Genomic DNA, 25,648 nt, shown 5'->3' on the forward strand with positions numbered 1-25,648 from the left:
AGCTCACGGGTAGCTCCCAGGTATGTCCCGAGCAGCCCCCGGGGGCCACGGGAGGCGTACACAGGGCCGTACTACGGCTCGTACGTCAGCCCGTGGCCCAGCGGGTAGCGGCCCGGCACCGGGACCGGGAGCCGCCCGGCGGGCCGGACGGCCCCGGTGACCACCCGGGCCGCCGCCCGCAGCTCCACGTCCGTCCAGGTGTACGTCGCCAGCTCGGCCGCGCACGTCGGCAGCCGGGCCGGGTCGTACGGGTTGCGGATCGCCACCAGGACCACCGGCACCCCGGTGGCCAGCAGTTCCGTGACCAGGTCGCGCTGCGGGCTCTCGCCCTCCGGGACGTTGTACGTGCACACGAGCACGGCGGCGTGGCCCGCGGCGGCCGCCACCGCGCGGGCCGGCGGCAGCGCCGTCGCCCGGCAGCCCAGCGCCGACAGCTCCCGTGCCAGTACCGCCGTAGGGGGTCCCGTCGTACCCGAGGGGGAGACCGGGTCAGTCCCGGTGACCAGGAGCAGCGGCCGGGACGCCGGGTCGATCGGCAGCAGCCTCACCGGGTTGGCCAGCAGGGTCGTCGTACGGGCCGCGATCTCGTCCGCGGCGGCCAGGTGCGCCGGGATCCCGACGGCCGCGTCCACCGCCTCGGCGGTCGTGCCTGCCCCGGCCCCTGCTGAGCCCGCCGCCCCTGCTGAGCCCGCCGCGCCCGCCGAGCTCGCCGCGCCCGCCGCGTTGAACAGGCCCCGGCGTGCCTTGAGTTCCAGGATCCGCAGCACCGACTCCTCGATCCGGGCCCGCGTCAGCTCGCCCGAGGCCACGGCCGCCAGCACGCTGCGGTGCGCGAGCCCCAGGTCCGGCGGGTTCAACAGCTGGTCGCAGCCCGCCTTCAGCGCCAGTACGGGGACGCGGTCGTCCCCGTACTTCTGGCGTACCCCGGCCATGTCGAGGGCGTCGGTGACCACCACGCCCCGGAAGCCCAGCCGTTCGCGCAGGATGCCCGTGACGATGGGCCGCGAGAGGGTCGCCGGATCGCCCGAGGGGTCGAGCGCGGGAAAGACGATGTGCGCCGTCATGACGACGTCCACGCCCGCCTCCACGGCCGCGCGGAACGGCGGCTCGTCCAGCTCCTCCCACTGCGCCCGGCTGTGCCGCATCAGCGGCAGCCCGACGTGGCTGTCGGTCCCGGTGTCCCCGTGCCCCGGGAAGTGCTTCGCGGTGGCGGCCACCCCCGCGCCCTGGTAGCCGCGGACCTGAGCGGCGACGAGGGCCGCCACGGCGTGCGGGTCGGAGCCGAAGGACCGGACGCCGATGACCGGGTTGGCGGGGTCGACGTTCACGTCTGCGACCGGCGCGTAGTCGTGGCGAATGCCCATCGCCGCCAGCTCGGAGCCCGCGATCCGCGCGGCCCGGCGGGCCTCGGCGGTGGACCCGCCGGCCCCCAGCGCCCCGGCCCCCAGGGCCATGGCCCCCGGGAGCAGCGTCGCGGGCTTCCCGACGCGCGCGACGGCGCCGTGCTCCTGATCGATGGACAGTAGCAGCGGGACGCCCGCGCCGGAGGCCGCGGCCGCCCGCTGGAGCCCGGCCGACAGCTCGGCGATCTGGTACGGGGTACGGGTGTTGTGCGCCCAGGCGAAGTAGACGATCCCGCCGAGGTGGTAGCGGGAGACCAGCTCGGCGGCGGTGCGCACGCCGAACAGCGCCAGGTTCTGCTCGGCGTCGGCCGGGTCGGGGCCGGTCGCCGAATGCCCGTACGCCCGCGATACGAAGAGCTGCCCGACCAGTTCCGCCGGGCTCATCCGGGCCACGGTGTCGCGCAGCGCGGCCCGGTCGGGAGCGCCCGCGGGCGCGCCCCCGCCGCCGGGCCGCGCGTCGGGAGGCCGGTGGTCGTCGGGGGCAGGGCCGCGCGGGGCCGGTCCGCCGGGGGACCGGGAGGTCACCAGGGCGGCGGAGGCGGCCCCCGCGGCGGTGACGGCGGCCATGGCGGCCGCGGCGAGCAGGGTCCGGCGGGAGGCTTGGTACGGCACGCGCCGGACGCTACTGCCGGGCTACGCCTTCAGGGCGACGGACACTCGCCAGGTCCCCCGGACGGGGGCGGCACTGGGCCCGGTCCCGGTCCCAGTGCTCCTGCAAGGTCCGGACGGCCTCGGTGATCGCGGGCCGGCGGGCCGCACCGGTCCGCCACAGCGCGTACAGCCGCCGTACGGGGGCCGGTTCGAGCGGCACCGTCACCGCGCCCGGCGGCAGGACCCCGGTGCCCAGGCGCGGTACGACGGCCACCCCGAGCCCGGCCGCGACCAGCGCGACGATGGTGTGGTTCTCCTCGGCGACGTGCACGATGTCGGGCTCGTACCCGACCGCGCGCAGGGTCCGCACCAGCCAGTCGTGGCAGACCCGGCCGGGCGGCTGGCACACCCACCGCAGGCCGCCCAGATCCGCCCGCCGGATGTCGGCGCGGGTGGTGAGCGGATGGCCGGCGGGCACCACGAGATCGCAGGGGTCGTCCCCGATCACCGCCCGCTCGACCCCCTCCGGGGTGGGTAGCGGGGCGACGTCCCAGTCGTGCGCGACCGCCAGATCGGTGACGCCCCGGGCCACCAGGTCCACGGAGAGGTGGGGGTCCACTTCCGTCAGGCGCACTTCCACGGCGGGATGCCGGGCGGCCAGATCGGCCAGTACCCCCGGCAGCAGCCCGCGCGCGGCCGATGCGAAGGCGGAGACCGTCAGCAGCCCGCTCGGCTGTCCGCGCCGCTCCTCGAGGGTGGTTTCGGCTCGCTCCACGATGGCCAGCAGCTGCTGCGCGGTCTGCGCCAGGTGGTGGGCCTCCTCGGTGAGCGCGACCCCGCGGCCGCGCCGCTCCAGCAGCGTGGTCCGGGTCTCCCGCTCCAGCTTGGCGATCTGCTGGGAAACGGCGGAGGGGGTGTATCCGAGGGCGGCCGCCGCGCCCGCGATCGAACCGTGGACGGAGACGGCGTGCAGGGCGCGGAGCCGGGCGAGGTCGAGCATGCGCCAAGCGTAAGCGCTGCTTCATCCAACCCGGAAGGGATCCGCGCTGGTGCTAAATGGTTCGGCGTCAGATCCTCGAGGCATGCGTCCCGTACACACCGCACTCGCCGTACTCGTCGCCGCCGTCTGGGGCTTCAACTTCGTCGTCATCGAGATCGGCCTCGGCCACTTCCCGCCGCTGCTGCTGTCCGCCCTGCGCTTCCTCGTCGCCGCCGTCCCGGCCGTCTTCTTCGTCGGCTCGCCCAAGGTCGCCTGGAAGTGGATCGTCGGCGTCGGGATCGCCCTCGGCATCGCCAAGTTCGGCCTCCTCTTCACGGGGATGGCGCACGGCATGCCGGCCGGGCTCTCCTCGCTCGTCCTCCAGGTCCAGGCCGTGTTCACCGCCGTGATCGCCGCCGTCGTGCTGCGCGAACGCCCCGGCCGGGTACGGATCGCCGGCATGGCCGTGGCGCTCGCCGGGATCGCCGTGGCGGCCGTGGACGGGGGCACCTCCGGACCGGTGCTCGGCTTCGTCCTCGTCGTCGCGGCCGCCGCCTGCTGGGGCGCCTCCAACGTCCTGACCCGCAAGGCCGCGCCGCCCGACGCCCTCAACTTCATGGTCTGGGTGTGCGTGGTCCCGGTGCTGCCGCTGTTCGCGCTCTCGCTGCTGATCGAGGGCCCCGAGCGGGACCTCGCCGCGCTGGGCGCCCTCGACTGGTCGGGGGCCGCGGTGATCGGGTACGTCGCCTGGATGTCCACCGTCTTGGGCTTCGGGGCCTGGGGCTACCTGCTACGGCGCTACCCGGCCTCCTCCGTCGCGCCGTTCTCCCTGCTCGTGCCGGTCTTCGGGATGTCCTCGGCCGCGCTGGTCCTCGGGGAGGGGATCTCGGGGCTGCGCTGGGTGGCCGCGGCCCTCCTCGTCGGCGGGGTGGCGCTCACCTCGCTGACTCCGGCGGGCGCGAAGCCCCGTACGAAGGACCCGGCGGGGGCGGAGGATTCCGGATGGACCGTGGCCCCTACGGGGCCTGCGGAGTCCTGGGGATCCGGGGGATCCTCGGGATCCTCGGGATCCGGGGCGTCTACGGGGTCTACGGGGTCTGCTGCGAGGCCTACGGGGCTTACGGGGCCTACGGGTTCTCCCGTAGCGGCAGCTGCCAGTCCTGCCCCGTAAGCCGTACGGGTGAACGCGGCGGATGCGCGGAAGGCGCGGCGGCGCGCTACTTCTTGCCGCCGCCGAGGATCTGGCCCAGCAGGTCGCCGAGGCCGCCGCCGGCCGCCGGGGCGCCCGCGCCCGCCGCACCCGGCACCGCGCCGGGGGAGGGGATCGGGGAGTCGGCGCCCCCGGCCGACGCGGGAGCGCCCGCGCCCCCGGCCTTGCCGGCCGCGCGCTTGGCGAAGACGGCCAGCAGCACGGGGATCAGCAGCTCGATGACGCGGCTGATGGTGGGCGCGGGGATGCCGGTCTTCTTCGAGACGGCGTTGGCCACGGGCTTGCTCACCTTGGCGAGCACCCCGGCCATCATTCCGCCGCCGAGCATCCCGCCCAGGCCGCCGCTCAGGGTGGCCACGCCCTCCAGCGGAGCCTCGGTCACCTCGGCGACGGCCTGGCGGACCTCGTTGCCGTCGTCGCCGTCGGCGCCGGCCTTCGCCTGGAGGTCGCCGGTCATCGCGCCGACGGTGGTCGCGACGGTCTCGCGGGCGCCGCTCGCGTCGGTGCCGAGGAGCCCGGCGATCTCGGTCAGCCGGTCGTCGCCGAGCTCGTTGATCACGTCGTCCTGGAATGAAGGTTCGCTCATGCCTGGAACGCTACTTCTGCGGTGATTTCCCGGCACCTCGGATCGCTCCCGGATCACCCTTCGGTAATGGAGGAGTAAAGGAGTGGATCGGCGTGCAACCACCGGCGGGGGTCGCGGGTCATATGTTGCGTCGGCGCTTCCGGGGAGGGATCTGGGGGGATCGGGAAGTCCGATGGGGGAGGGGTAACCGTGAGGGGGTCCGGCCGGAAGGCCGGACCCCCTTTCGGTCTTTCGGGGGGTTGTGGAGGACTTGTCCACAGGCCCGGCGGGCTGTCCGCGCCAGGCGGTAGTTTCGGGGCATGACTACCAACGCGGCGGTGCAACCGGCAGTGGTCGAGGGGGTGCTCGAGCGCATCACCTACGCCAATGAGGAAAGCGGATACACGGTCGCCCGGGTGGACACCGGCCGTGGCGCGGGCGACCTGCTCACGGTGGTCGGATCCCTCCTCGGGGCCCAGCCGGGCGAATCGCTGCGCATGGAGGGCCGTTGGGGCTCCCACCCCCAGTACGGCAAGCAGTTCACCGTCGAGAACTACTCCACGCTCCTGCCCGCGACCATCCAGGGCATCCGGCGCTACCTCGGCTCCGGACTCATCAAGGGCATCGGCCCCAAGATCGCCGACCGGATCGTGGAGCACTTCGGGATCGACACCCTCGACGTCATCGAGGAGCAGCCGAAGAGACTGATCGAGGTGCCCGGCCTCGGACCCAAGCGGACCAAACTGATCGGCGCCGCCTGGGAGGAGCAGAAGGCCATCAAGGAGGTCATGGTCTTCCTCCAGGGGGTCGGCGTCTCCACGTCCATCGCGGTGCGCATCTACAAGAAGTACGCCGACGCCTCCATCTCGGTGGTGAAGAACCAGCCCTACCGGCTCGCCGCCGACGTCTGGGGCATCGGCTTCCTCACCGCCGACCGCATCGCGCAGTCCGTCGGCATCCCGCACGACAGCCCGGAGCGGGTCAAGGCCGGCCTCCAGTACGCGCTGTCCCAGTCCACCGACCAGGGGCACTGCTTCCTGCCCGAGGACCGGCTCATCGCCGACGGGGTCAAGCTGCTCCAGGTGGACACCGGGCTGGTCATCGACTGCCTGGGCGAGCTCGCCGCCGATCCGGAAGGGGTCGTGCGGGAGTCCGTGCCGGATCCCCAGGGCGGGCCGGATCCGCTGACCGCCGTGTACCTGGTGCCCTTCCACCGCGCGGAGCTGTCCCTCGTCGGCCAGGTGCGCCGGCTCCTCACCGCCGAGGAGGACCGGATGCCGGCCTTCCGGGACGTGGACTGGGAGAAGGCCCTGGGCTGGCTCGCGGGCCGGACCGGGGCCAAGCTGGCCCCCGGGCAGCGGGACGCCGTCCGCCTCGCCCTCACCCGGCGGGTCGCGGTCCTGACGGGCGGGCCGGGCTGCGGGAAGTCCTTCACCGTCCGCTCGATCGTGGAGCTGGCCCGTGCCAAGAAGGCCAAGGTCGTGCTCGCCGCCCCCACCGGCCGGGCGGCGAAGCGGCTGGCCGAGCTCACGGGCGCCGAGGCCTCCACCGTGCACCGGCTCCTGGAGCTGAAACCGGGCGGGGACGCGGCGTACGACCGGGAGCGGCCGCTCGACGCCGACCTGGTCGTCGTGGACGAGGCCTCGATGCTCGACTTGTTGCTGGCGAACAAGCTGGTCAAGGCCGTGGCCCCGGGTGCACACCTGCTGCTCGTGGGGGACGTGGACCAGCTGCCCTCGGTCGGGGCCGGCGAGGTGCTGCGCGATCTGCTCGCCGAGGGCGGGCCGGTCCCCGCCGTTCGGCTGACCACGATCTTCCGGCAGGCCCAGCAGTCCGGGGTCGTCACCAACGCGCACCGGATCAACACCGGCCTGCCGCCGATCACCGACGGCCTGCCTGACTTCTTCCTCTTCCCCGAGGAGGACACCGAGGAGGCCGGAAAGCTCGCCGTGGACGTCGCCGCCCGTCGCATTCCAGCCAGATTCGGCCTCGACCCGCGCCGGGACATCCAGGTCCTCGCCCCCATGCACCGCGGCCCGGCCGGCGCCGGAAACCTCAACGGCCTGCTCCAGCAGGCCATCACCCCGGCCCGGCCGGACCTGCCCGAGAAGCGGTTCGGCGGCCGGGTCTTCCGGGTGGGCGACAAGGTCACCCAGATCCGCAACAACTACGAAAAGGGCGCCAACGGCGTCTTCAACGGCACGGTCGGCGTGGTCACCGGCCTCGACCTGGACGAACAGCGTCTGACGGTGCGCACGGACGAAGACGAGGAAGTGGACTACGAGTTCGCCGAGCTCGACGAGCTGGCCCACGCGTACGCCGTGACCATCCACCGCTCCCAGGGGAGTGAATATCCGGCGGTCGTGATCCCGGTCACGACCGGGGCTTGGATGATGCTCCAGCGAAATCTGCTCTACACGGCGGTGACCAGGGCGAAGAAACTGGTCGTGCTGGTCGGGTCCCGCAAGGCCCTCGGGCAGGCGGTGCGTACCGTTTCCGCAGGCAGGAGGTACACAGCCGTGGCCGCCCGCCTCTCGGGACGCATACCGGTGGGAAACATCACCTAGATGATCGATCATTTGGGCTATCCGCCACCGGGCCGAAGAGGCAGGATGAGCAGCTTGAAGGCACTCAGTGCCGTCAAAAACACCAAACCCCGACCCCGAGTGCACTCACCTGTGCCAAATGGGGGAAGGTAGAGGCAGTCAGGGCACCTCGAAGAAGAGGCACTACGTCGGTGAGGGATGACGTGAGCGACAACTCTGTAGTACTGCGGTACGCGGACGGTGAATACACCTACCCGGTGGTCGAGAGCACCGTCGGTGACCAGGGCTTCGACATCGCGAAGCTCAGGGCTCAGACCGGGCTGGTCACCCTGGACAGCGGCTACGGAAACACCGCCGCCTATAAGTCCGCCATTACCTACCTCGACGGTGAGCAGGGCATCCTGCGCTACCGCGGATACCCGATCGAGCAGCTTGCCGAGCGCTCGACGTTCATCGAGGTCGCCTACCTGCTGATCAACGGGGAGCTGCCGACCGTCGACCAGCTCGCGACGTTCAGCAACGAGATCACCCAGCACACGCTGCTGCACGAGGACGTGAAGCGCTTCTACGACGGCTTCCCGCGTGACGCGCACCCGATGGCGATGCTGTCCTCCGTGGTCAGCGCGCTGTCGACGTTCTACCAGGACAGCCACAACCCGTTCGACGAGAAGCAGCGCAACCTCTCGACGATCCGGCTGCTCGCCAAGCTTCCGACGATCGCGGCGTACGCGTACAAGAAGTCGGTCGGCCACCCGGTGGTCTACCCGCGCAACGACCTCGGCTACGTCGAGAACTTCCTGCGCATGACCTTCTCCGTGCCGGCCCAGGAGTACGACCTGGACCCGGTCGTGGTCGCGGCCCTCGACAAGCTGCTGATCCTGCACGCGGACCACGAGCAGAACTGCTCGACCTCCACCGTGCGTCTGGTCGGCTCCTCGCAGGCGAACATGTTCGCCTCGATCTCCGCCGGCATCTCGGCCCTGTGGGGCCCGCTGCACGGTGGCGCCAACCAGTCCGTCCTGGAGATGCTCGAGGGCATCAAGAACGACGGCGGCGACGTCGACGCCTTCATCCGCAAGGTGAAGAACAAGGAGGACGGCGTCCGCCTCATGGGCTTCGGACACCGCGTCTACAAGAGCTTCGACCCCCGGGCGAAGATCATCAAGGCGGCGGCGCACGACGTCCTCTCGGCGCTCGGCAAGGACGACGAGCTCCTCGACATCGCCCTGAAGCTGGAAGAGCACGCGCTGGCCGACGACTACTTCGTCGAGCGCAACCTCTACCCGAACGTCGACTTCTACACCGGCCTGATCTACCGGGCCATGGGCTTCCCGACCGAGATGTTCACCGTGCTCTTCGCGATCGGCCGGCTGCCCGGCTGGATCGCCCAGTGGCACGAGATGATCAAGGAGCCCGGCTCCCGCATCGGCCGTCCGCGCCAGATCTACACCGGCGAGGTCCTGCGCGACTTCGTCCCGGTCGAGGCCCGCTGACCGAGGCCCGCGCCCCCGAGACCCGCTGACCCGAGACTCGGCCGCAGTGCTCGTAGGACCCGTAGTACCGCAGTACTCGTAGGACCGCAGTACCCGTAGGACCGCAGTGCCTGGATACAGGAAAAGCGCCCCGCCATCGATCCCCCCACGGGTCGAAGGTCGGGGCGCTTTCCGTACCCCGGAACGGATTCCCCCCACGGGACCCGGACCGGGTGTTCGCGTGGAGCACGCGGGCGCGCTCCGATTGGGTGTGCCGGGACCCGTACGGGTCGGGAGGGCCGCTCAAAGCTTCCCTGGGGCACGCGTCCCGGCCGGCCGATGCCACGGACGTCCCCCAAGACCCCCGCGAACGCCCCCAAGACGTTCCTGGCATCGCCCCATTAGACCCACGGGGCCGCCCGATGGTTACGTTCTGATCGCTGTGATCTGCGTCTCCCGTGAAGGAAGTGTGTGCGAGACGCGAAGGCCGGGCACTAGCGGAAGGAGCGCAGCCGCAGGCTGTTGGTCACCACGAAGACCGAGGAGAAGGCCATCGCGGCGCCCGCGATCATCGGGTTGAGCAGTCCGGCGGCCGCCAGCGGCAGCGCCGCCACGTTGTAGCCGAAGGCCCAGAACAAGTTGCCCTTGATGGTGGCCAGCGTCCGGCGGGAGAGCCGGATCGCGTCCGCCGCCACCCGCAAGTCGCCCCGTACGAGGGTCAGATCGCTCGCCTCGATCGCCGCGTCGGTGCCGGTGCCCATGGCCAGGCCCAGGTCGGCCTGGGCGAGCGCGGCCGCGTCGTTGACCCCGTCGCCGACCATGGCGACCGTACGGCCCTCGGCCTGAAGCCGGCGTACGACGTCGACCTTGTCCTCGGGGAGGACCTCGGCGATGACCTCGTCGATGCCCACCTCGCGGGCCACGGTCTCGGCGACGGCCTTGTTGTCCCCGGTCAGCAGGACGGGAGTGAGCCCCAGGGCCCGCAGCCGGGACACGGCCTCGGCGCTGGTCGCCTTGACCGCGTCGGCCACGGTCAGCACCCCGCGGGCCTCCCCGTCCCAGGCCACCAGGACGGCGGTGGAGCCTGCGGCCTCGGCGGCGGCCTTGGCCTCGGCGAGGGCGGCCGGGAGGGCGATCGACCAGTCGGCCAGCAGCTTCTGGCGGCCCACCAGAACGGCGTGTCCGTCGACCACGCCCTGTACGCCGAGGCCGGCGACGTTCTCGAACCCTTCCGGGACGGGCAGTTGACCGGCCCTCTCGGCGGCGCCCGTGGCGATGGCGCGGGCGATCGGGTGCTCGGAGGCGTGCTCCAGCGAACCGGCCAGGCGCAGCAGTTGGCTCTCCTCCACGCCTTCGGCGGGGTGGACGCCGGCCAGGGTCATCCGGCCGGTGGTGACGGTGCCGGTCTTGTCCAGGACGACGGTGTCCACGCGGCGGGTGGACTCCAGGACCTCGGGGCCCTTGATCAGGATCCCGAGCTGGGCGCCCCGCCCGGTGCCGACCATCAGCGCGGTCGGGGTGGCCAGGCCCAGCGCGCAGGGGCAGGCGATGATCAGGACGGCCACGGCGGCGGTGAAGGCGGCCGTCGGGTTGTCGGTGATCAGCAGCCAGGCGACCCAGGTGCCCAGGGCCAGGACGAGCACGATCGGTACGAAGATCCCGGAGATCCGGTCGGCGAGGCGCTGAACCTCGGCCTTGCCGTTCTGGGCGTCCTCGACGAGCTTGGCCATCCGGGCGAGTTGGGTGTCCGAGCCGATGCGGGTGGCCTCGACGACCAGGCGGCCCGACGCGTTGACGGTGGCGCCGGTGACGGAGTCGCCGACGGCGACCTCGACCGGGACGGACTCGCCGGTCAGCATGGAGGCGTCCACGGCGGAGCTGCCTTCGACGACGGTGCCGTCGGTGGCGATCTTCTCGCCGGGCCGCACGACGAACCGGTCGCCCACGGCGAGCGCGCTCACGGGAACGCGCACCTCGACTCCCGCGCGCAGGACGGCCACGTCCTTGGCGCCGAGCCGCATCAGGGCCTTCAGGGCCGCGCCGGCCTTCCGCTTGGAGCGGGCCTCCAGGTACCGGCCGAGCAGGATGAAGCTGACGACTCCGGCGGCCACTTCCAGGTAGATCGCCGAGGAGCCGTCCGTACGGGAGACGCTGCCCCCCTGAACGGTGAAGAGGTCGAAGCCGTGCCGCATGCCGGGCATCCCGGCGTGGCCGAAGAACAGGGCCCACAGCGACCAGGCGAAGGCGGCCAGGGTGCCGACCGAGACCAGGGTGTCCATGGTGGCGGCGCCGTGCCGGGCGTTGGTCCAGGCGGCCTTGTGGAACGGCAAGGCGCCCCAGACGACGACGGGGGCCGCGAGGGTGAGCGAGAGCCACTGCCAGTTGTCGAACTGGAGTGCCGGGACCATCGCGAGCAGGACGACGGGCAGGGCGAGCGTGCAGGAGACCAGCAGGCGCTGGCGCAGCGCGGCCAACTCGGGGTCCCGTACCTCCTGCGGCCCTGCTCCCGGTCCGGGTTCGGACGAGGGCTCCGGCTCGGGCTCCGGCGGCGGGGGCTCCTCGGCGGTGTAGCCGGTCTTGACCACGGTCGCGATGAGGTCGGCGACCCCTACGCCGCCGCCGTAGGAGACCTTGGCCTTCTCGGTGGCGTAGTTCACCGAGGCGCTGACCCCGTCCATGCGGTTCAGCTTCTTCTCGATGCGGGCCGCGCAGGAGGCGCAGGTCATACCGCCGATGGTCAGCTCGACCTCGGCGGGGTCGGCTGCCGCCGCTATGGGTCCGTCGTGCACGGTGCTGCTGCTCATGATCCGGCTCCAGGGGGAAGGCCGGGCCGTACGGAACCAGTATGAGCTGGCCGGTACGGCCCGGCGGGGTACTGCCGAAGTGAGTGCTCAGGCCTGGCCGGCGAGCTCGTACCCGGCCTCGTCCACGGCGGCGCGGACGTCGGCCTCGGCGAGCGGGGCGGCCGAGACCACGGTGACCTCGCCGGTCGCGGCGACGGCCTTGACCGAGCTGACGCCCGCCAGGCCGGAGAGCTCGGCGGTCACCGCGCCCTCGCAGTGGCCGCAGGTCATGCCGGTCACCCGGTAGACGGTGGTGATCTGGGTGTCCGTGTCGGCGCTCATGTCGTTCTCCTCTTCAAGGGCGTTTCCGGGCGACGGGAGCCGGCGGATCCCTCCACCGTTCCTCCCTACGCTCGAAGACTATACCCCTAGGGGGTATAGATGCGAGCATCCGCCGAGATCTTTTGCCGCGGCTGCGGCCGCGCGTCGCTCCATCACAATCGATATGAATCGTATGTAAATGGCACGTATGGAGCATTCGGGGATCACTCTCATCCTGATCATGGCGATCGCGGTTCTCGCCCCCGTGCTCGCGTACGGGATCTCGCGGCGGCTGCCCGTACCGCTGGTGATCTTCGAGATCGCGCTGGGTGTCCTGGTCGGGCCGGACGTCCTCGGCTGGGCGCACACCGGCGAGGTGATCGACGTGCTCAGCGAGCTCGGCCTCGCCATGCTGATCTTCCTGGCCGGCTACGAGATCCAGTTCGACCGGGTCAAGGGCGACACCCTCAAACGGTCGGTCCGGGCCTGGCTGATCGCCCTCGCGCTCGGCCTCGGAGTCGGGGTGCTCCTGGCCCACGGCGGCGGGTTCGACAAGGGCGTCTACATCGGCACCGCGCTCACCAGTACGGCCCTCGGCGGTGTTCTGGGCGCTGCGGCCCAAGCCGCCCTGGTTCTCCCGGGTCATCGCCCGGACCCTGCACACCAGCGGTCAGTTCGCGGTGCGGCTGGTGGTGCTGGTGCTCGTGGCGTTCCTGGCGCTGGCCGAGGTGCTCGGCCTCGACGTGCTGCTCGGCGCCTTCGCCGCGGGGCTGATCATCCGGCTGGTGCTGCACGGGGCCGCGCCGGAGAGCAGCGAGGCCGTGCTGTCGAAGGTGGAGGCCATGGGCTTCGGGTTCCTGGTGCCGCTGTTCTTCGTGGTCACCGGGATCGAGTTCGACCTCGGCGCGCTGCTCGGGGGCGGGCGGGTCCTGCTGTTGCTGCCGGTGTTCCTGGTGCTGTTCCTCATCGTGCGCGGGCTGCCCATGTGGCTGCTGGCCCCCCGGGACCTGGCGCGGCGGGACCGGTCGGCGCTGGCGCTGTTCGGCTCCACGGCGCTGCCCCTGGTGGTGGCGATCACCACGCTGGGCGTGCAGGACGGCAAGGTCGGGTCGGGGGAGGCGGCGGCGCTGGTCGGGGCCGCGATGGTCTCCGTACTGGTGTTTCCGCTGGTGGGGCTGCGACTGCGGGCGGGTGCGGGTGCGGGTGCGGGACCCGGTCGGGGTGCGGGACCCGGTGCGGGTGCGGCCGGTGCGGGCCGGCCGGAGTCCGGGGGGCGGGGATCCGGGGCGGGGGTCAGTGAGGGGCAGGAGGCGTGGTGAACATCGGGTGGGCGCGGGTGGGGGCGCCCTTGCGGACGGGACCGGGGGAAGGTCCCGTCCGGGTCCGGCGGTCGGGCTCAGTCCTCGCGGCGTCCCCGGTTGCCGGGACGCCGGGCCACCCAGGTGCGGACGGTGTCCGCGTACCAGTAGGGCTTCCCGCCCTCCACGTGGTCGGGCGCGGGCAGCAGCCCGTGCTTGCGGTAGGAACGCACGGTGTCCGGCTGGACCCGGATGTGGGCGGCGATCTCCTTGTACGACCACAGCTGCCGGTCGCTCATCCTCGACACCTCCTTGTCCACGCCGCAGGGCCGGCCGGGAGGCCGTCGAGGGAGCCGGCGCGTGGACACTGACGATCACTCAGGTTGTGCCCGGAGAACGACGCTGGGTGAGGGGAGGGGAGGGCCTGTCGAACGGCTGTGACGGAAAACCCGCGTAACGGGGATATGCGTGACACGAGGGTGACCCCTGTGACACACACGGAACATCCGCCACGTAGAGCGCATGCGGCATGTGCACCACATATGCCGCATGTAGCACAGGGGTTGGGCAGGGTGGGAACGGGCGGGCGGGTGCGCGGGAGGGGGCGGCGGACCCGGTCAGCGGTCGTAGAGGGCCGGGCGCCGCACCTGCTCCACCAGGGTCCGTACGCCGCTGCGCGCCGCGGCCAGGCCCGCCTCGGAGACGGCGGACGCCGCATAGCCGTCCCACGCGTCGGGCCCGTCCACCCGGCCCCGCGCGGCCGCGGCGACCCACCCGCGCAGTTGGCGGTCGTAGGCGTCGGCGAACCGCACCGTGAAGTCCTGGTCGATCTCCCCGCCCCAGCGGCCCGCGGACTGGACGACCATCGCGTGGCCGTCGCCGATCCGGGCGCTGCCCGCCTCGCCGACCGCCTCGCACTGCACCTGGTAGCCGACACCGCAGTTGACGAAGACCTCCACGTCCACGACGGCCCCGCCGGAGGTCTCCAGGAGGACCAGCCGGGGATCGCGCAGTCCCTCGGGGGCGGCGGAGGTGGAGGTGGGGGAGAGCACGGTGACCGCGGTGATCTCCTGGCCGAGCAGCCAGCGGGCCGCGTCCACCTCGTGCACCGCCGAATCGCTGATCAGCATGTCGCTGGTGAAGAAGGACGGCGAGGCGGCGTTGCGGTGCCGGCAGTGCAGGAAGAGCGGCCGCCCGATGCCGCCGGTGTCGAGCAGCTCCTTGAGCCGCACGTACTCGGTGTCGTAACGCCGCATGAAACCGACCTGGACGAGTCTGCGGCCGAGCCGCGCCTCCGCCTCCATGATCCGCAGTCCGCCCACCGGATCCGGGGTCAGCGGCTTCTCGCAGAGCACCGGCAACCGCCGTGCCAGCGCGTGCAGGATCGCCTCCTCGTGGGCGGGTCCCGGCGAGGCGATCAGTACGGCGTCCACCCCGGGCGCGGCTATCGCGGCCGCCGGATCGGTGTGCGCGCTCACGCCCTCCAGGGCGCCCGCGACCTCCTTGACCCGGTCCCCGTCCGGGTCGGCCACGGCCACCACCCGGGCCCCGCCGACGCTCCGCCCGAAGCGGCGGACGTGGTCGGCTCCCATCTTCCCGGTGCCGATGACGGCGATGCCGAGCGTGCTGGTCATGTCGGTTTCCTCCACGAGGGGTTCGGTCAGCGGGCGCCGCAGGAGCGCAGGTAGGCGCGGGTGCGGCGGGCGATCGGCAACGGCTGGTCGGGCGGGCACGGGTACATGTCCTGCTCCACGATGGCGAACAGGTCCACGCCGAGCCGCTGCGCGGCCGCCAGCACCGGCTCCAGCGCGGGCACCCCGGCGGGTGGCTCGCACATCACGCCACGGGCCACCGCAGGCCCGAACGGCACTTGCTCCGCGATGACTTCGGCGAGGATCCGCGGGTCCACCTGCTTGAGGTGGAGGTAGCCGATCCGCTCGGCGAAGGTCTCGATGGCCCGGACGCTGTCGCCGCCGCAGTACGCGTAGTGCCCCGTGTCGAGGCAGAGCGAGACCAGCTCGGGGTCGGTGGCGTCGAGGAACCGGGCCACGTTGTCCGGGGTGTCGATGTGCGTGTCGGCATGCGGGTGGACCACGATCCGCAGCCCGTACTCGTCCCGGACCCACCGTCCCAGCCGCTCGGTCTGCGTGGTCAGTTCGCGCCAGCCGTCGGGCGTCAGGGTGCGGTCCTCCAGCACCTCGCCCGTCTTGTCGTCCCGCCAGAAGGACGGGATGACCACGAGGTGCGCCGCGCCCACGGCCCGGGTGAGCTCCGCGATCCGCGACACGTGCTCCCAGGTGTCCTCCCACACGGCGGGCCCGTGATGGAGTCCGGTGAAGACGGTTCCCGCGGAAACCCGCAGGCCGCGCTCGGCGACCTCGGCGGCGAGCCGGACGGGATCGGTGGGCAGGTATCCGTAGGGCCCCAGTTCGATCCACTCGTACCCGGCGTCGGCGACCTCGTCGAGGAACCTCTCCCACGGGGTCTGCCGGGGGTCATCGGGGAACCAGACCCCCCAGGAGTCCGGAGCCGAACCGATGCGGATACGGGTCAACGCGGGCGGTGAGGACGTCATGCGGCCACCTTAAAGTGCGACGCTCTGGGGGACGGGGAGCACTCGGTCGGGAGGAATGGTGTGGTGATGAGTACGGATCCGTTGGCGTTCGACCTGATCACGATGGGACGGATCGGGGTGGATCTCTACCCCCTGAAGACCGGCGTACCGCTCGCGGAGGCGGACACCTTCGGGAAGTTCCTGGGCGGGTCCCCGACCAACGTCGCGGTCGCGGCGGCGCGGCTGGGGCGGCGGACGGCGGTGATCACGCGGACCGGCGCGGATCCCTTCGGGGAGTACCTCCGCTCGGAGCTGCGCGGCTTCGGCGTGGACGACCGCTGGGCCGGGGAGGTGGCGGCCCTTCCGACGCCGGTCACCTTCTGCGAGATCTTCCCGCCGGACCACTTCCCGCTGTACTTCTACCGCTACCCGAAGGCCCCGGACCTGGAGATCGGCGCGGACGAGGTGGACCTCGACGCGGTGCGTGCGGCCCGGGTGTTCTGGATGACGGGTACGGGGCTCAGCGCGGAGCCGAGCCGGACGGCGACGCTGGGCGCGCTGGAGGCACGGGGCAAGGCCGGGATCACCGTCTTCGACCTGGACTGGCGGCCGATGCTGTGGCCTTCCGGGGACGGGGCCGGCGGCGCGGGCGGGGCCGGGGGCGCCGGCGGGGATTCCGGGCCCGGCGAGTGGTACCGGCGGGCCCTCGGTCTCGCGACGGTGGCCGTCGGGAACGCCGAGGAGTGCGCGGTCGCCACCGGCGAGAGCGAACCGCACGCGGCGGCCCGGGCGCTGCTCGCGGCCGGAGTGGAGCTGGCGGTGGTGAAACGGGGCCCGGAGGGGGTGCTCGCGCTCCACCGCGACGGGACGGCGGTGGAGGCCGCGCCCGTGCCGGTGACGGTGGTCAACGGGCTGGGCGCGGGGGACGCGTTCGGCGGGGCCCTGTGCCACGGGCTCCTCGCCGGGTGGGAGTTGGAGCGGGTGATCCGCTACGCGAACGCGGCCGGGGCGATCGTGGCCTCGCGGCTGGCCTGTTCGACGGCGATGCCGTTCGCGCACGAGGTGGAGGAGGTGCTGGACCGTGCCGGTGGTGTCTGAGGCGGAGATGGCCTTCACGCGGCTGAGGGTGCTGGACCTCGAACCGGGCGAGGCGTACGCGCACGCGTGCGGGGACGCGGAGTGGATCGTGCTTCCGCTGGCCGGAGGCTGCGAGGTCCGCTGCGCCGAGCCGCTCCCCGGCCGGGCGGATCCGGCCCGGCGGACGATCGGGGCCCGTGGCCCGGGCCACGGCGCCGACGGCGGACCGCCGGTCTTCGAACTGCGGGGGCGCCGCGCGGTGTTCGACGCGGTCACCGACTTCGCCTACCTGCCCCGCGACGGCGGCGCGGAGATCACCTCCGTCACCGGCGGACGGTTCGCGCTCGTCGGGGCGCGGTGCGAGCGCAGGCTCCCCGCGCGGTACGGGCCCGCCCGGGAGGTTCCGGTGGAACTGCGGGGCGCCGGGTCCTGCTCGCGGCAGGTCAACAACTTCGCCGCCGCCGAAGCCTTCGCGTGCGACCGGCTCATCGCCGTCGAGGTGCTCACGCCGGGCGGGAACTGGTCCTCGTACCCGCCCCACAAGCACGACGAGCACCGGCCCGGCGAGGAATCCCGGCTGGAGGAGATCTACTACTACGAGATCCGCGGCCACGGGGACACGCCCGGACTCGGATACCAGCGTGTGAGCCCCTCCCCGGGCGGGAAGACCGACATCCTCACCGAGGTGAGGACCGGGGACGCCGTGCTCATCCCCGACGGCTGGCACGGTCCGTCCATCGCCGCGCCCGGACACGACATGTACTACCTCAACGTCATGGCGGGGCCCGACGAGACCCGGGAGTGGCTCATCCGCGATCACCCCGATCACGGCTGGATCCGCTCCACCTGGTCCGGCCGGGACGTCGACCCCCGGCTCCCCTTCTACCGCGCGGAGGACCCCGCATGACGATCCGGACCCCGACCGGGAACGAGGCCGGGACCGCGACCGGGCCCGGGACCGCGATCCGGCTCACGGTCGCGCAGGCCCTCGTCCGGTTCCTCAGCCGGCAGTACACCGAGCGCGACGGTCAGCGCCACCGGCTCATCGCCGCCACCTGGGGGATCTTCGGGCACGGGAACGTGGCCGGGATCGGGCAGGCGCTGCTGGAGACCGGACAGGACGCGATGCCGTTCCTGCAGGGCCGCAACGAGCAGGCCATGGTGCACGCCGCCGTCGGGTACGCCCGGCAGAGCGGGAGGCTGTCCGCGCACGCCGTCACCACCTCCATCGGGCCGGGGGCCACCAACCTCGTCACGGGGGCCGCGCTCGCCACCGTCAACCGGATCCCCGTGCTCCTGCTGCCCGGGGACACCTTCGCCACCCGCCCCGCCGACCCCGTGCTCCAGCAGCTCGAAGTCCCCTACGCGGGTGACGTGTCCGTCAACGACACCCTGCGCCCCGTATCCCGCTACTTCGACCGGATCACCCGCCCCGAGGCCCTGATCCCCGCCGCCCTCCACGCCATGCGGGTCCTCACCGACCCCGTCCAGACCGGCGCCGTCACGCTCGCGCTGCCCCAGGACGTGCAGGCCGAGGCGTACGACTGGCCGGAGGAGTTCTTCGCCGAGCGCGTGTGGGGCGTCCGCCGGCCCCGCCCCGACCGTACGGAGCTCGCGCGCGCCGCCGAGACCGTACGCGGCTCCGCGCGGCCGCTGGTCATCGCGGGCGGCGGGATCCGGCACAGCGCGGCGCAGGAGGCGCTGGCGCGGTTCGCGCAGGACACCGGGATCCCGGTCGCCTCCACCCAGGCGGGCAAGGGGGCGCTGACCTGGGACCACCCCGCCGACGTGGGCGGAATCGGCCACACCGGCACGGCCACCGCCGACGCGCTGGCCCGGGAGGCCGATCTGGTGATCGCCGTAGGGACCCGGCTGACGGATTTCACCACCGCCTCCGCGACCCTGTTCAGCGCCCCGGGCGTGCGGTTCCTCGGGCTCAACCTCGACCCGTACGACGCCCACAAGCTCGCCGCCCACCCGCTGGTCTGCGATGCGCGCGTGGGCCTGGAAGACCTCCGGGACGCGGTGTGCGGGTACCGCGTGGACCCCGGGTACGAGTCGGCGTACAAAGAGAGGAAAAGAGGATGGGAGCGGCTGGTGGACCGGGCCTACGCGGCTCCCGACGAGGATGCCGTCCCCACCCAGGCACAGGTGCTCGGCCTGCTCGACGGCCTCGTGGACGGCACCGACGTGCTGATCAACGCCGCCGGCTCGCTCCCCGGGGACCTGCACAAGCTCTGGCGGGCCGGATCCCCGGACCAGTACCACGTGGAGTACGGCTACTCCTGCATGGGCTACGAGATCCCCGCCGCGATCGGGGTGGCGCTGGCCGCGCCCGGCCGCCCCGTGTGGGCACTGGTCGGCGACGGCACGTACCTGATGAACCCGACCGAGATCGTCACCGCCGTCCAGGAGCGGATCCCGGTCAAGGTGGTCATCCTCGACAACCACGGCTACGCCTCGATCGGCGGCCTGTCGGGGGCGGTGGGCGGTGAGGGGTTCGGGACCGCGTACCGCTTCCGGGCGCCCGACGGCTCGTACACCGGGGACCCCCTTCCGGTGGATCTCGCGGCGAACGCCGCCTCGCTCGGGATGGCCGTGATCCGCACCCGCACCGTGGGTGACCTGCGGAAAGCCCTCGCCGAGGCGCGGATGGCGGACCGCCCCACATGTGTCTACGCACAGACCCGAACACCCGACACTGTGTCGGGCCCACCCCCGGCACAGGCGTGGTGGGATGTTCCTGTGGCCGAGACCGCGACCCGTGCGTCGGCGGCCCGGGCCCGCGAAGAGTACGACCGGCAAGCCGCGCAGCGACGTCGCCATCTGTGAAGGAGCAAGGCATGAAGACCGTCAACCACTGGATCGGTGGCAAGACCGTCGAGGGCGCGTCGGGCAACTACGGCCCGGTCACCGACCCCGCGACGGGCGAGGTCACCACGCAGGTCGCCCTCGCGTCGGCCGCCGAGGTCGACGCGGCCGTACGGGTCGCCAAGGAGGCGTTCCTGTCCTGGGGCCAGTCCTCGCTGGCCGCCCGCACCAAGGTGCTGTTCGCCTACCGCGCCCTGCTGGACGCCAACCGTGACGCCATCGCCGAGCTGATCACCGCCGAGCACGGCAAGGTGCACTCGGACGCGCTGGGCGAGGTCGCCCGCGGTCTCGAGATCGTCGAGCTGGCCTGCGGGATCACCGTGCAGCTCAAGGGCGAGCTGTCGACGTCCGTCTCCAGCAACGTGGACGTCTCCTCGATCCGCCAGCCGATCGGCGTGGTCGCGGGCATCACCCCGTTCAACTTCCCGGCGATGGTGCCGATGTGGATGTTCCCGCTGGCCGTGGCCTGCGGCAACACCTTCATCCTCAAGCCGAGCGAGAAGGACCCGTCGGCCTCCACGCTGCTGGCGCGGCTGGCGAGCGAGGCCGGTCTGCCGGCGGGCGTGCTGAACGTGGTCCACGGCGACAAGGTCGCCGTCGACGCGCTCCTCTCGCACCCCGACGTCGCGGCCGTGTCGTTCGTCGGCTCGACCCCGATCGCCCGCCACATCCACACCACCGCCTCCGCCAACGGCAAGCGCGTCCAGGCCCTGGGCGGCGCCAAGAACCACATGCTGGTGCTGCCCGACGCCGACCTCGACGCGGCCGCCGACGCGGCGGTCTCGGCCGCCTACGGCTCGGCCGGCGAACGCTGCATGGCCATCTCCGCCGTGGTCGCGGTGGGCTCCATCGCCGACACGCTCGTCGAGAAGATCCGCGAGCGCGCCGAGAAGATCAAGATCGGCCCCGGCAACGACCCGACCTCCGAGATGGGCCCGCTGATCACCGCCGCCCACCGCGACAAGGTCGCCTCGTACGTGAAGGGCGCCGCCGCCCAGGGCGCGGACGTGGTCCTGGACGGCACCGGCTACACGGTGGAGGGCAACGAGAACGGCCACTGGATCGGCCTGTCGCTCCTCGACCGCGTCAAGACCGACTCGGACGCCTACCGCGACGAGATCTTCGGGCCGGTGCTGTGCGTGCTGCGCACCGAGACCTACGAGGAGGGCGTGGCGCTCATCAACGCCTCGCCGTTCGGCAACGGAACCGCCATCTTCACCCGCGACGGCGGCGCCGCCCGCCGCTTCCAGCTCGAGGTCGAGGCGGGCATGGTCGGCGTCAACGTGCCGATCCCGGTGCCGGTGGGCTACCACTCCTTCGGCGGCTGGAAGGACTCCCTCTTCGGAGACCACCACATCTACGGCAACGACGGCATCCACTTCTACACCCGGGGCAAGGTCATCACGACCCGCTGGCCCGACCCCTCGGACGCCCCGGCCGGCGTGGACCTCGGCTTCCCGCGCAACCACTGACGCCGTAGGCCGCGCGCGGTTGGAGCGCCGGCTTGTTGGACCGCTGATTGTCCGACCGCCGGCTGTCGACCGCCGACGGTCGGACCGCCAGGCTGTTGGACCGCCAGGCTGTTGGGCCGCTCGTCGTCGGACCGCTCGCCCCCCGCAACCCTCACCGCGGGGGGCGAGCCCGTTGTCGCCCGGCCGGAGGTCAGAGCAGCGGCCAGACGTCCGCCGCGGCGGTCGCCGACCAGACCACGTCACCGTGGCCGTAGTCCGGGACGACGGTGAAGCCGACCCGCTGGTTGCCACCCGCGCGGATCAGCCGGGGGCCGCGCGAGTGGTCGCCGCGGCCCAGCTCGGTGTTGATCCAGACCACTTCGGCGCCGATCCGCTCCCAGTCGATCGCGTACGTCTCCTCGTCGCCCGCCCAGATCGCGGCCAGGTCCCGCATCAGGGCGGTCGGGACCAGCCCGCTGCCCAGGGCGGCGGTGGCCGTGTGCCAGGTGGCGAGCGGGGTGTGGGTGAGGCTGAAGGAGTCCTCGGCCGGGGTCGCCCCGAAGGTGTACGAGCCCGCACTGTGGCCCCGGACGTAGATCCAGTTCGCCGGGCCGGGCAGCAGGGACGTGCGGACCAGCGCGAAATGGGCGAGCCCGGCATGAGTGAAGCGCAGCTCCGGGTCCGGCGGCCAGGGGACCGGGGAGGGGCCCGCCGGGTCGCTCACGGCGCGGGCGATCAGGGCCGCCAGGCCCGGGGCCGCCGCGTGCTCCCCCCGCGCGAGCTGGGCCTCGTACGCCTCCAGGGTCTGGGCGGCGCGCACGGCCAGGTCGCCGGAGTAGGGCCCGGTCGTGTCCAGGACCACCACCCGGGTCAGGCGCGGCGAAGCGTCGTGCGCGGCCGCGTCCAGCGCGAGGGCGCCGCCGGCGGAGTGGCCGAGGTACTGGTACGGCAGTGCGAGTACGCCGTCCAGCGCCGCCACGACGGCGGCGAGGTCCCGGCGGTGCGCGGCGAGTCCCCGATCGGGGCCGATGTCGGCCGCCGACGCGGCGTCCTCGCGCGGGGTGACGCCGACGACGAGCAGTCCCGCGCGGCGCAGCCGGTGGGCGAGGGCCTCGGGGGTGGGACCGGCGGTGCCGGTGGCGTTCGCGGCGCCCGCGGCAGCCGTGGTGCCGCTGGTGCCCGTGGTGTTCGTGGTGCCCGTGGTGAAGAAGTCGGCGTGGAAGTTCAGTCCGCCGCCCGGCAGGAGGTAGGCGATCCCGCGCGGCGCCCGCAGGGTGTCCGCGACCACGTCCACCGTGACCGGGGCCGGGCCGCCGTCGTCGAGCGGGAGCGTCAGCCGGATCCAGCCGTCGCCCGGGACGTGGGCGGCGGTCCCGGTGCCCAGCGTCCGCTCGACGAGCGTGAGCAGCTCTGCCCCGCGGGCGGCGGGGCCCTCCGGCCGGCCCGTCCGGTCCTCCCCGTGCGGCGGCCGGCCGGTCTCCTCTTCGCCGTGCTGTCGTGCCATCGGTGGTGCCTCCCCGGCGCCTTCGCCTACCCGGCGATGGCCGGACGCCGTCACCTGAGGACACCTTCACCGGTCAGCGCGCTTCAGCCAAGTCCCGTGCCTCCTCCGGCTGTTCGGTCGCCGTCCGGCGGCGCCGACGCAGCACCCACACGGTGATCCCGGCACCCGCCAGCACCAGCAGGGCGCCCAGCGCGGGCCACGGCACGGCGAGGAAGTCCGCGGTGGAGGAGGAGACGAGGTCGGGATGGGCCGAAGCGCCGGCGGTGATGTCCACGGTGACCCAGTCCGACTGCGGCGCGTCCGCCCAGTCCTCGGTCAGCTCGACGCGCTGGCCCGGAAGCAGCACGAGCTTCAGCTCGCGCGCCGGGCGGTCCAGCACCCGGCGGCCGAACAGGCCCTCGGCGGTGACCGTCACCTTCGGTTCGACCACCACGTTGCCCCGGTTGACCAGGGAGTACGAGATCTTCGCGCGGGCGTCCTTCACCCAGGGCAGCAGCGGCGCCGTCCGGCTGACCCGCACGTCCTCGACGCTCAGCCCCGGGGTCACCGGCCCCGGCACCCGGAAGTAGAGCCGGGCGCCCACCTGGCGCTTGACCCCCACCTGGACCGTGCCCTCCTGCTGAACGCCCTCCACCTCGGTGTTGAGGGCGACGATCCCGCCCACGTGGTCGCCGGGCGTCGCGTCCGCCGGGACCTTCACGGAGAACGGGACGTCCTTGCGGCCCTTGGGCGGCACGGTGACGGTGGTGTTCGTCTCGGGCGGCAGCGCGACCCAGGTGCCCACGTCCTTGGGCTTCGTCTCGACCGGCAGCAGCGCGAAGGCACCGCCCGCCGGGGTGTTCACGGCGTCGGTGGCGAATATCCGGAACGTCAGCTCCTTGTCGGAGGAGTTCAGAATCGTCGCGCTGTCGTTGACGGTGGTGCCGGCCTCGCCCTGGTGGAAGAAGTACGCGCGGTCGGTCATCGCCGTACCGGCGGGCGGCGTCGGGAACACGCCCCAGGTGCCGTTGTCCGCGGCCGTCGCGGTGGCCGCGGGGAGCAGGCCCGTACCCAGCAGGAGGAGGGTGACGAGCAGTCCGTAGAGGGAGGAGCGGGTGCGGCGGGTGCGGGTGCGCATGGGCGGTTCTCCAGTCGGCGGCGGACGGGGGTGGGGAGCAGGGTGTGGGGAAGTCGGTGGCGACGCAGGGTGTGGGGGACGGGCGGGGGAGGCGGGCGGGGGACGGGCGGGGGAGGCGGGCGGGGGACGCGGGCGGTGACGGGAAGCGCCGAAGGGTGGTGCGGCGCCGGAGCGCCGCACCACCCGGGTTGGAGCGGGGCCGTAGGGGTCAGGCGATCGAGAAGGTGACGACGGACCGGTAGGTGTCCGCGAACATAAACGCCGGGAGCTGGATCATTCCGGCGCCGCCGATCTCGAACTCACCGCCGGTCAGATCCTCACCGGCCGCCGCCTGCGAGGCGATCTTCATGGGGGTCTCGGAGATCGCGCCCGGCGCGCCGGCGGAGCAGGTGCTCGGGCTGTCCGCGTTGGTCACCTTGCACGTCGGCTGGATGCCGATCTGCGCCTTGGCCATGGAGTGGCCGGTGACCTCGTTCAGGAACGGCGTGCGGGTCGCCGAGACGTCCCAGCCGAGGGTCCCGCCGCGGAAGTCCTGGACGGCCATCGCGGTGAACTGACCGATGACCGACTGGGCCTTGCCGTTGATGGTGACCTTGCCGAAGTCGACGGCGGGGTTGCCGGCCTGCGGGCCGATGGCCAGCGGGCCGGGCAGGACCTCGACGTCGACCGGGTTCTGCACACCGGGCTGGTCGACGATGAAGACGAAGCTCTTGTACGGGGTGACCGAGCCGTCGATCTTGACCTCGTCCGCGGCCTTGGAGACGGTGATCTCGCAGGTCGCGACGCCGGTCGCGGTGGCCGTACCGGCACCGGTGTCACCCGTGGCGGCGCCGTTCTTGAGCGCCGAACAGGTGACCGGGCCCGCCGGGAAGTTGGCGCCCGTGACGGTGACCACGGTGCCCGCCTTGCCGCTGTTGGGCGTCAGCTTGGTGGTGATCGGGTCCTTGGGCAGGGCCTCGACGGCTACCGAGCCGAGCGCGGTGCTCGGGCGCGGATTCGGCGTGCAGGTGGTCGTGAAGACGGAGCCACCGAGGTTCGCGTCGGTCACCGCCAGGTCCAGGGCCACGCCGACGGTGGTCCCCTCGGTGCCGTCCGGGATCTTGACGGTGCCGGAGAACGCGGCGGGGTCGAGCGGCTGTCCGGCGACCACGCTGACCGTCTCGGGCGGGCTGACGACCGTCTGCGTGGTCGACCCGACCTTGAGGGTGATCTTGGAGGTGTTCACCGTCGTGACGGAGAACCCGGGGATGACCGGGCTCGCGCCCGGGTCGATGGTGATCGGAACCACGTCGCCGGCCTTGGCCCCGTCGGGCAGTGTGACCGTGTAGTTCTGGATGCCCGAGGCGCCCGCCTGGGGCGGCGGCGCGACGCAGTCCATCTGGACCGGCGTCGTCTTGGTCGCGGCCTGCGCGGCGCCTGACAGCCCCACCACGGCGCCGGTCAGAGCCAGGGACAAAGCGCCCGCCCCGGCCAGAACTCTTCGTCGAAACGTTGTACTCACTGGGTCGCGACTCCTTCGTCAAACGAACCCCTCCCCCCACCCGCTGTGTGGGGGAGGCCGAGCCGGTGCGGTGGCCGACATTGAGGCGTCGCGGTGATGAGAAGTCAATGACTTGCTTTCGCCCGAAGCACACAGAAATTGATGTGCCATCAGGCCGGGTGCGGCAGTGGTCGGGATACCGACCGGCCGGTGGGCGGTGTGGGCGGTGTGGGCGGTGTGGGCGGTATGGCGGTGCGGGCGGTGTGGGTGCGGGCCGTGCGGGCGGTATGGCCGTGGGAGCGGTGCAGTTGGGGCGGGTGGAGGCGCCGGAGGCGCGTGCCCCGCCTCTGAGCTGCGTCGGGGGGCCCGCTCGGGCCGGTCCGGAGCTGGGCCGGGCCGGGTCGGGTCGGGTCGGGTCGGGCCTGG

18 protein-coding genes and 1 pseudogene are annotated in these 25,648 nt (G+C 72.7%); 8 read left to right on the plus strand and 11 right to left on the minus strand.

The features are described from left to right. Window positions 1-71 precede the first annotated feature (71 nt). Together J7E97_RS31400 and J7E97_RS31405 are read right to left on the minus strand one after the other, a co-directional pair. Window positions 72-2,015, minus strand: coding sequence for a glycoside hydrolase family 3 N-terminal domain-containing protein (locus tag J7E97_RS31400; protein WP_374224291.1), 1,944 nt, complete (start codon window positions 2,013-2,015; stop codon window positions 72-74). 10 nt (window positions 2,016-2,025) lie between these two features. After that, window positions 2,026-2,994 (minus strand): LysR family transcriptional regulator, encoded by a 969-nt coding sequence (locus J7E97_RS31405; protein WP_215034352.1) that lies wholly within the window; start codon window positions 2,992-2,994, stop codon window positions 2,026-2,028. A gap of 82 nt (window positions 2,995-3,076) precedes the next feature. Here J7E97_RS31405 and J7E97_RS31410 point away from each other — a divergent pair, with 82 nt between their 5' ends. Continuing rightward, window positions 3,077-4,144: an EamA family transporter gene (locus J7E97_RS31410; protein ID WP_251055438.1), complete on the plus strand. Its 1,068-nt coding sequence runs from the start codon at window positions 3,077-3,079 to the stop codon at window positions 4,142-4,144. Between the two features lie 46 nt (window positions 4,145-4,190). Here the strand turns inward: J7E97_RS31410 and J7E97_RS31415 are convergent, their stop codons facing one another. Beyond that, window positions 4,191-4,769 carry a DUF937 domain-containing protein gene (locus tag J7E97_RS31415; protein ID WP_215034354.1) on the minus strand — a complete coding sequence of 193 codons (579 nt, stop codon included), beginning with the start codon at window positions 4,767-4,769 and terminating at the stop codon, window positions 4,191-4,193. A 299-nt stretch (window positions 4,770-5,068) separates the two neighbouring features. On the opposite strand from J7E97_RS31415, the gene J7E97_RS31420 reads away from it, so the two are divergent. Together J7E97_RS31420 and J7E97_RS31425 are read left to right on the plus strand one after the other, a co-directional pair. After that, window positions 5,069-7,315 carry an ATP-dependent RecD-like DNA helicase gene (locus tag J7E97_RS31420; RefSeq protein WP_215034356.1) on the plus strand — a complete coding sequence of 749 codons (2,247 nt, stop codon included), beginning with the start codon at window positions 5,069-5,071 and terminating at the stop codon, window positions 7,313-7,315. A gap of 182 nt (window positions 7,316-7,497) precedes the next feature. Then, a complete protein-coding gene (locus J7E97_RS31425) occupies window positions 7,498-8,787 on the plus strand; it encodes a citrate synthase (RefSeq protein WP_215034358.1) in 1,290 nt (429 codons plus the stop codon). Between the two features lie 473 nt (window positions 8,788-9,260). Here J7E97_RS31425 and J7E97_RS31430 read toward each other — a convergent pair whose 3' ends face one another. Both J7E97_RS31430 and J7E97_RS31435 read right to left on the minus strand, forming a co-directional pair. Further along, window positions 9,261-11,570, minus strand: coding sequence for a cation-translocating P-type ATPase (locus J7E97_RS31430; protein WP_215034361.1), 2,310 nt, complete (start codon window positions 11,568-11,570; stop codon window positions 9,261-9,263). 87 nt (window positions 11,571-11,657) lie between these two features. Then, window positions 11,658-11,891 (minus strand): heavy-metal-associated domain-containing protein, encoded by a 234-nt coding sequence (locus J7E97_RS31435; protein ID WP_215034363.1) that lies wholly within the window; start codon window positions 11,889-11,891, stop codon window positions 11,658-11,660. A gap of 187 nt (window positions 11,892-12,078) precedes the next feature. On the opposite strand from J7E97_RS31435, the pseudogene J7E97_RS31440 reads away from it, so the two are divergent. After that, window positions 12,079-13,189, plus strand: a pseudogene (locus J7E97_RS31440) (cation:proton antiporter). 77 nt (window positions 13,190-13,266) lie between these two features. On the opposite strand, the gene J7E97_RS31445 reads toward J7E97_RS31440, so the two are convergent. From J7E97_RS31445 to J7E97_RS31455, 3 genes are all read right to left on the minus strand, one after another. Continuing rightward, on the minus strand, window positions 13,267-13,467 hold the full coding sequence (locus tag J7E97_RS31445) for an AlpA family transcriptional regulator (RefSeq protein ID WP_215034365.1): 201 nt from the start codon (window positions 13,465-13,467) through the stop codon (window positions 13,267-13,269). 318 nt (window positions 13,468-13,785) lie between these two features. After that, window positions 13,786-14,802, minus strand: a complete 1,017-nt coding sequence (locus tag J7E97_RS31450; protein ID WP_215034367.1) for a Gfo/Idh/MocA family protein — start codon at window positions 14,800-14,802, stop codon at window positions 13,786-13,788. Window positions 14,803-14,828: 26 nt separating this feature from the next. After that, window positions 14,829-15,743, minus strand: coding sequence for a sugar phosphate isomerase/epimerase (locus J7E97_RS31455; protein WP_215034369.1), 915 nt, complete (start codon window positions 15,741-15,743; stop codon window positions 14,829-14,831). 66 nt (window positions 15,744-15,809) lie between these two features. On the opposite strand from J7E97_RS31455, the gene iolC reads away from it, so the two are divergent. Genes iolC through J7E97_RS31475 form a run of 4 tightly spaced genes read left to right on the plus strand, consistent with a single transcriptional unit; the run spans window position 15,810 to window position 21,142 of the window. Next, window positions 15,810-16,820, plus strand: a complete 1,011-nt coding sequence (gene iolC / locus J7E97_RS31460; RefSeq protein WP_215034371.1) for a 5-dehydro-2-deoxygluconokinase — start codon at window positions 15,810-15,812, stop codon at window positions 16,818-16,820. A gap of 7 nt (window positions 16,821-16,827) precedes the next feature. Beyond that, window positions 16,828-17,706, plus strand: coding sequence for a 5-deoxy-glucuronate isomerase (iolB, locus tag J7E97_RS31465; RefSeq protein ID WP_251055443.1), 879 nt, complete (start codon window positions 16,828-16,830; stop codon window positions 17,704-17,706). Then, complete coding sequence (iolD, locus tag J7E97_RS31470) at window positions 17,703-19,631, plus strand: 3D-(3,5/4)-trihydroxycyclohexane-1,2-dione acylhydrolase (decyclizing) (protein WP_215034375.1); 1,929 nt, start codon at window positions 17,703-17,705, stop codon at window positions 19,629-19,631. Before iolB ends, iolD begins: the two co-directional genes overlap by 4 nt. A gap of 11 nt (window positions 19,632-19,642) precedes the next feature. Beyond that, window positions 19,643-21,142 (plus strand): CoA-acylating methylmalonate-semialdehyde dehydrogenase, encoded by a 1,500-nt coding sequence (locus J7E97_RS31475; protein WP_215034377.1) that lies wholly within the window; start codon window positions 19,643-19,645, stop codon window positions 21,140-21,142. 190 nt (window positions 21,143-21,332) lie between these two features. Here the strand turns inward: J7E97_RS31475 and J7E97_RS31480 are convergent, their stop codons facing one another. The 3 genes from J7E97_RS31480 to J7E97_RS31490 all read right to left on the minus strand — a co-directional run bounded on the left by J7E97_RS31480 (window position 21,333) and on the right by J7E97_RS31490 (window position 25,198). Beyond that, window positions 21,333-22,625 carry a hypothetical protein gene (locus tag J7E97_RS31480; RefSeq protein WP_215034379.1) on the minus strand — a complete coding sequence of 431 codons (1,293 nt, stop codon included), beginning with the start codon at window positions 22,623-22,625 and terminating at the stop codon, window positions 21,333-21,335. A gap of 73 nt (window positions 22,626-22,698) precedes the next feature. Then, on the minus strand, window positions 22,699-23,742 hold the full coding sequence (locus tag J7E97_RS31485) for a WxL protein peptidoglycan domain-containing protein (protein WP_215034381.1): 1,044 nt from the start codon (window positions 23,740-23,742) through the stop codon (window positions 22,699-22,701). Between the two features lie 208 nt (window positions 23,743-23,950). Further along, complete coding sequence (locus J7E97_RS31490; protein ID WP_251055439.1) at window positions 23,951-25,198, minus strand: hypothetical protein; 1,248 nt, start codon at window positions 25,196-25,198, stop codon at window positions 23,951-23,953. Window positions 25,199-25,648 lie beyond the last annotated feature (450 nt).

It is taken from the genome of Streptomyces sp. ISL-66 (assembly GCF_018614135.1).
In the GTDB taxonomy this organism is placed as follows: domain Bacteria; phylum Actinomycetota; class Actinomycetes; order Streptomycetales; family Streptomycetaceae; genus Streptomyces.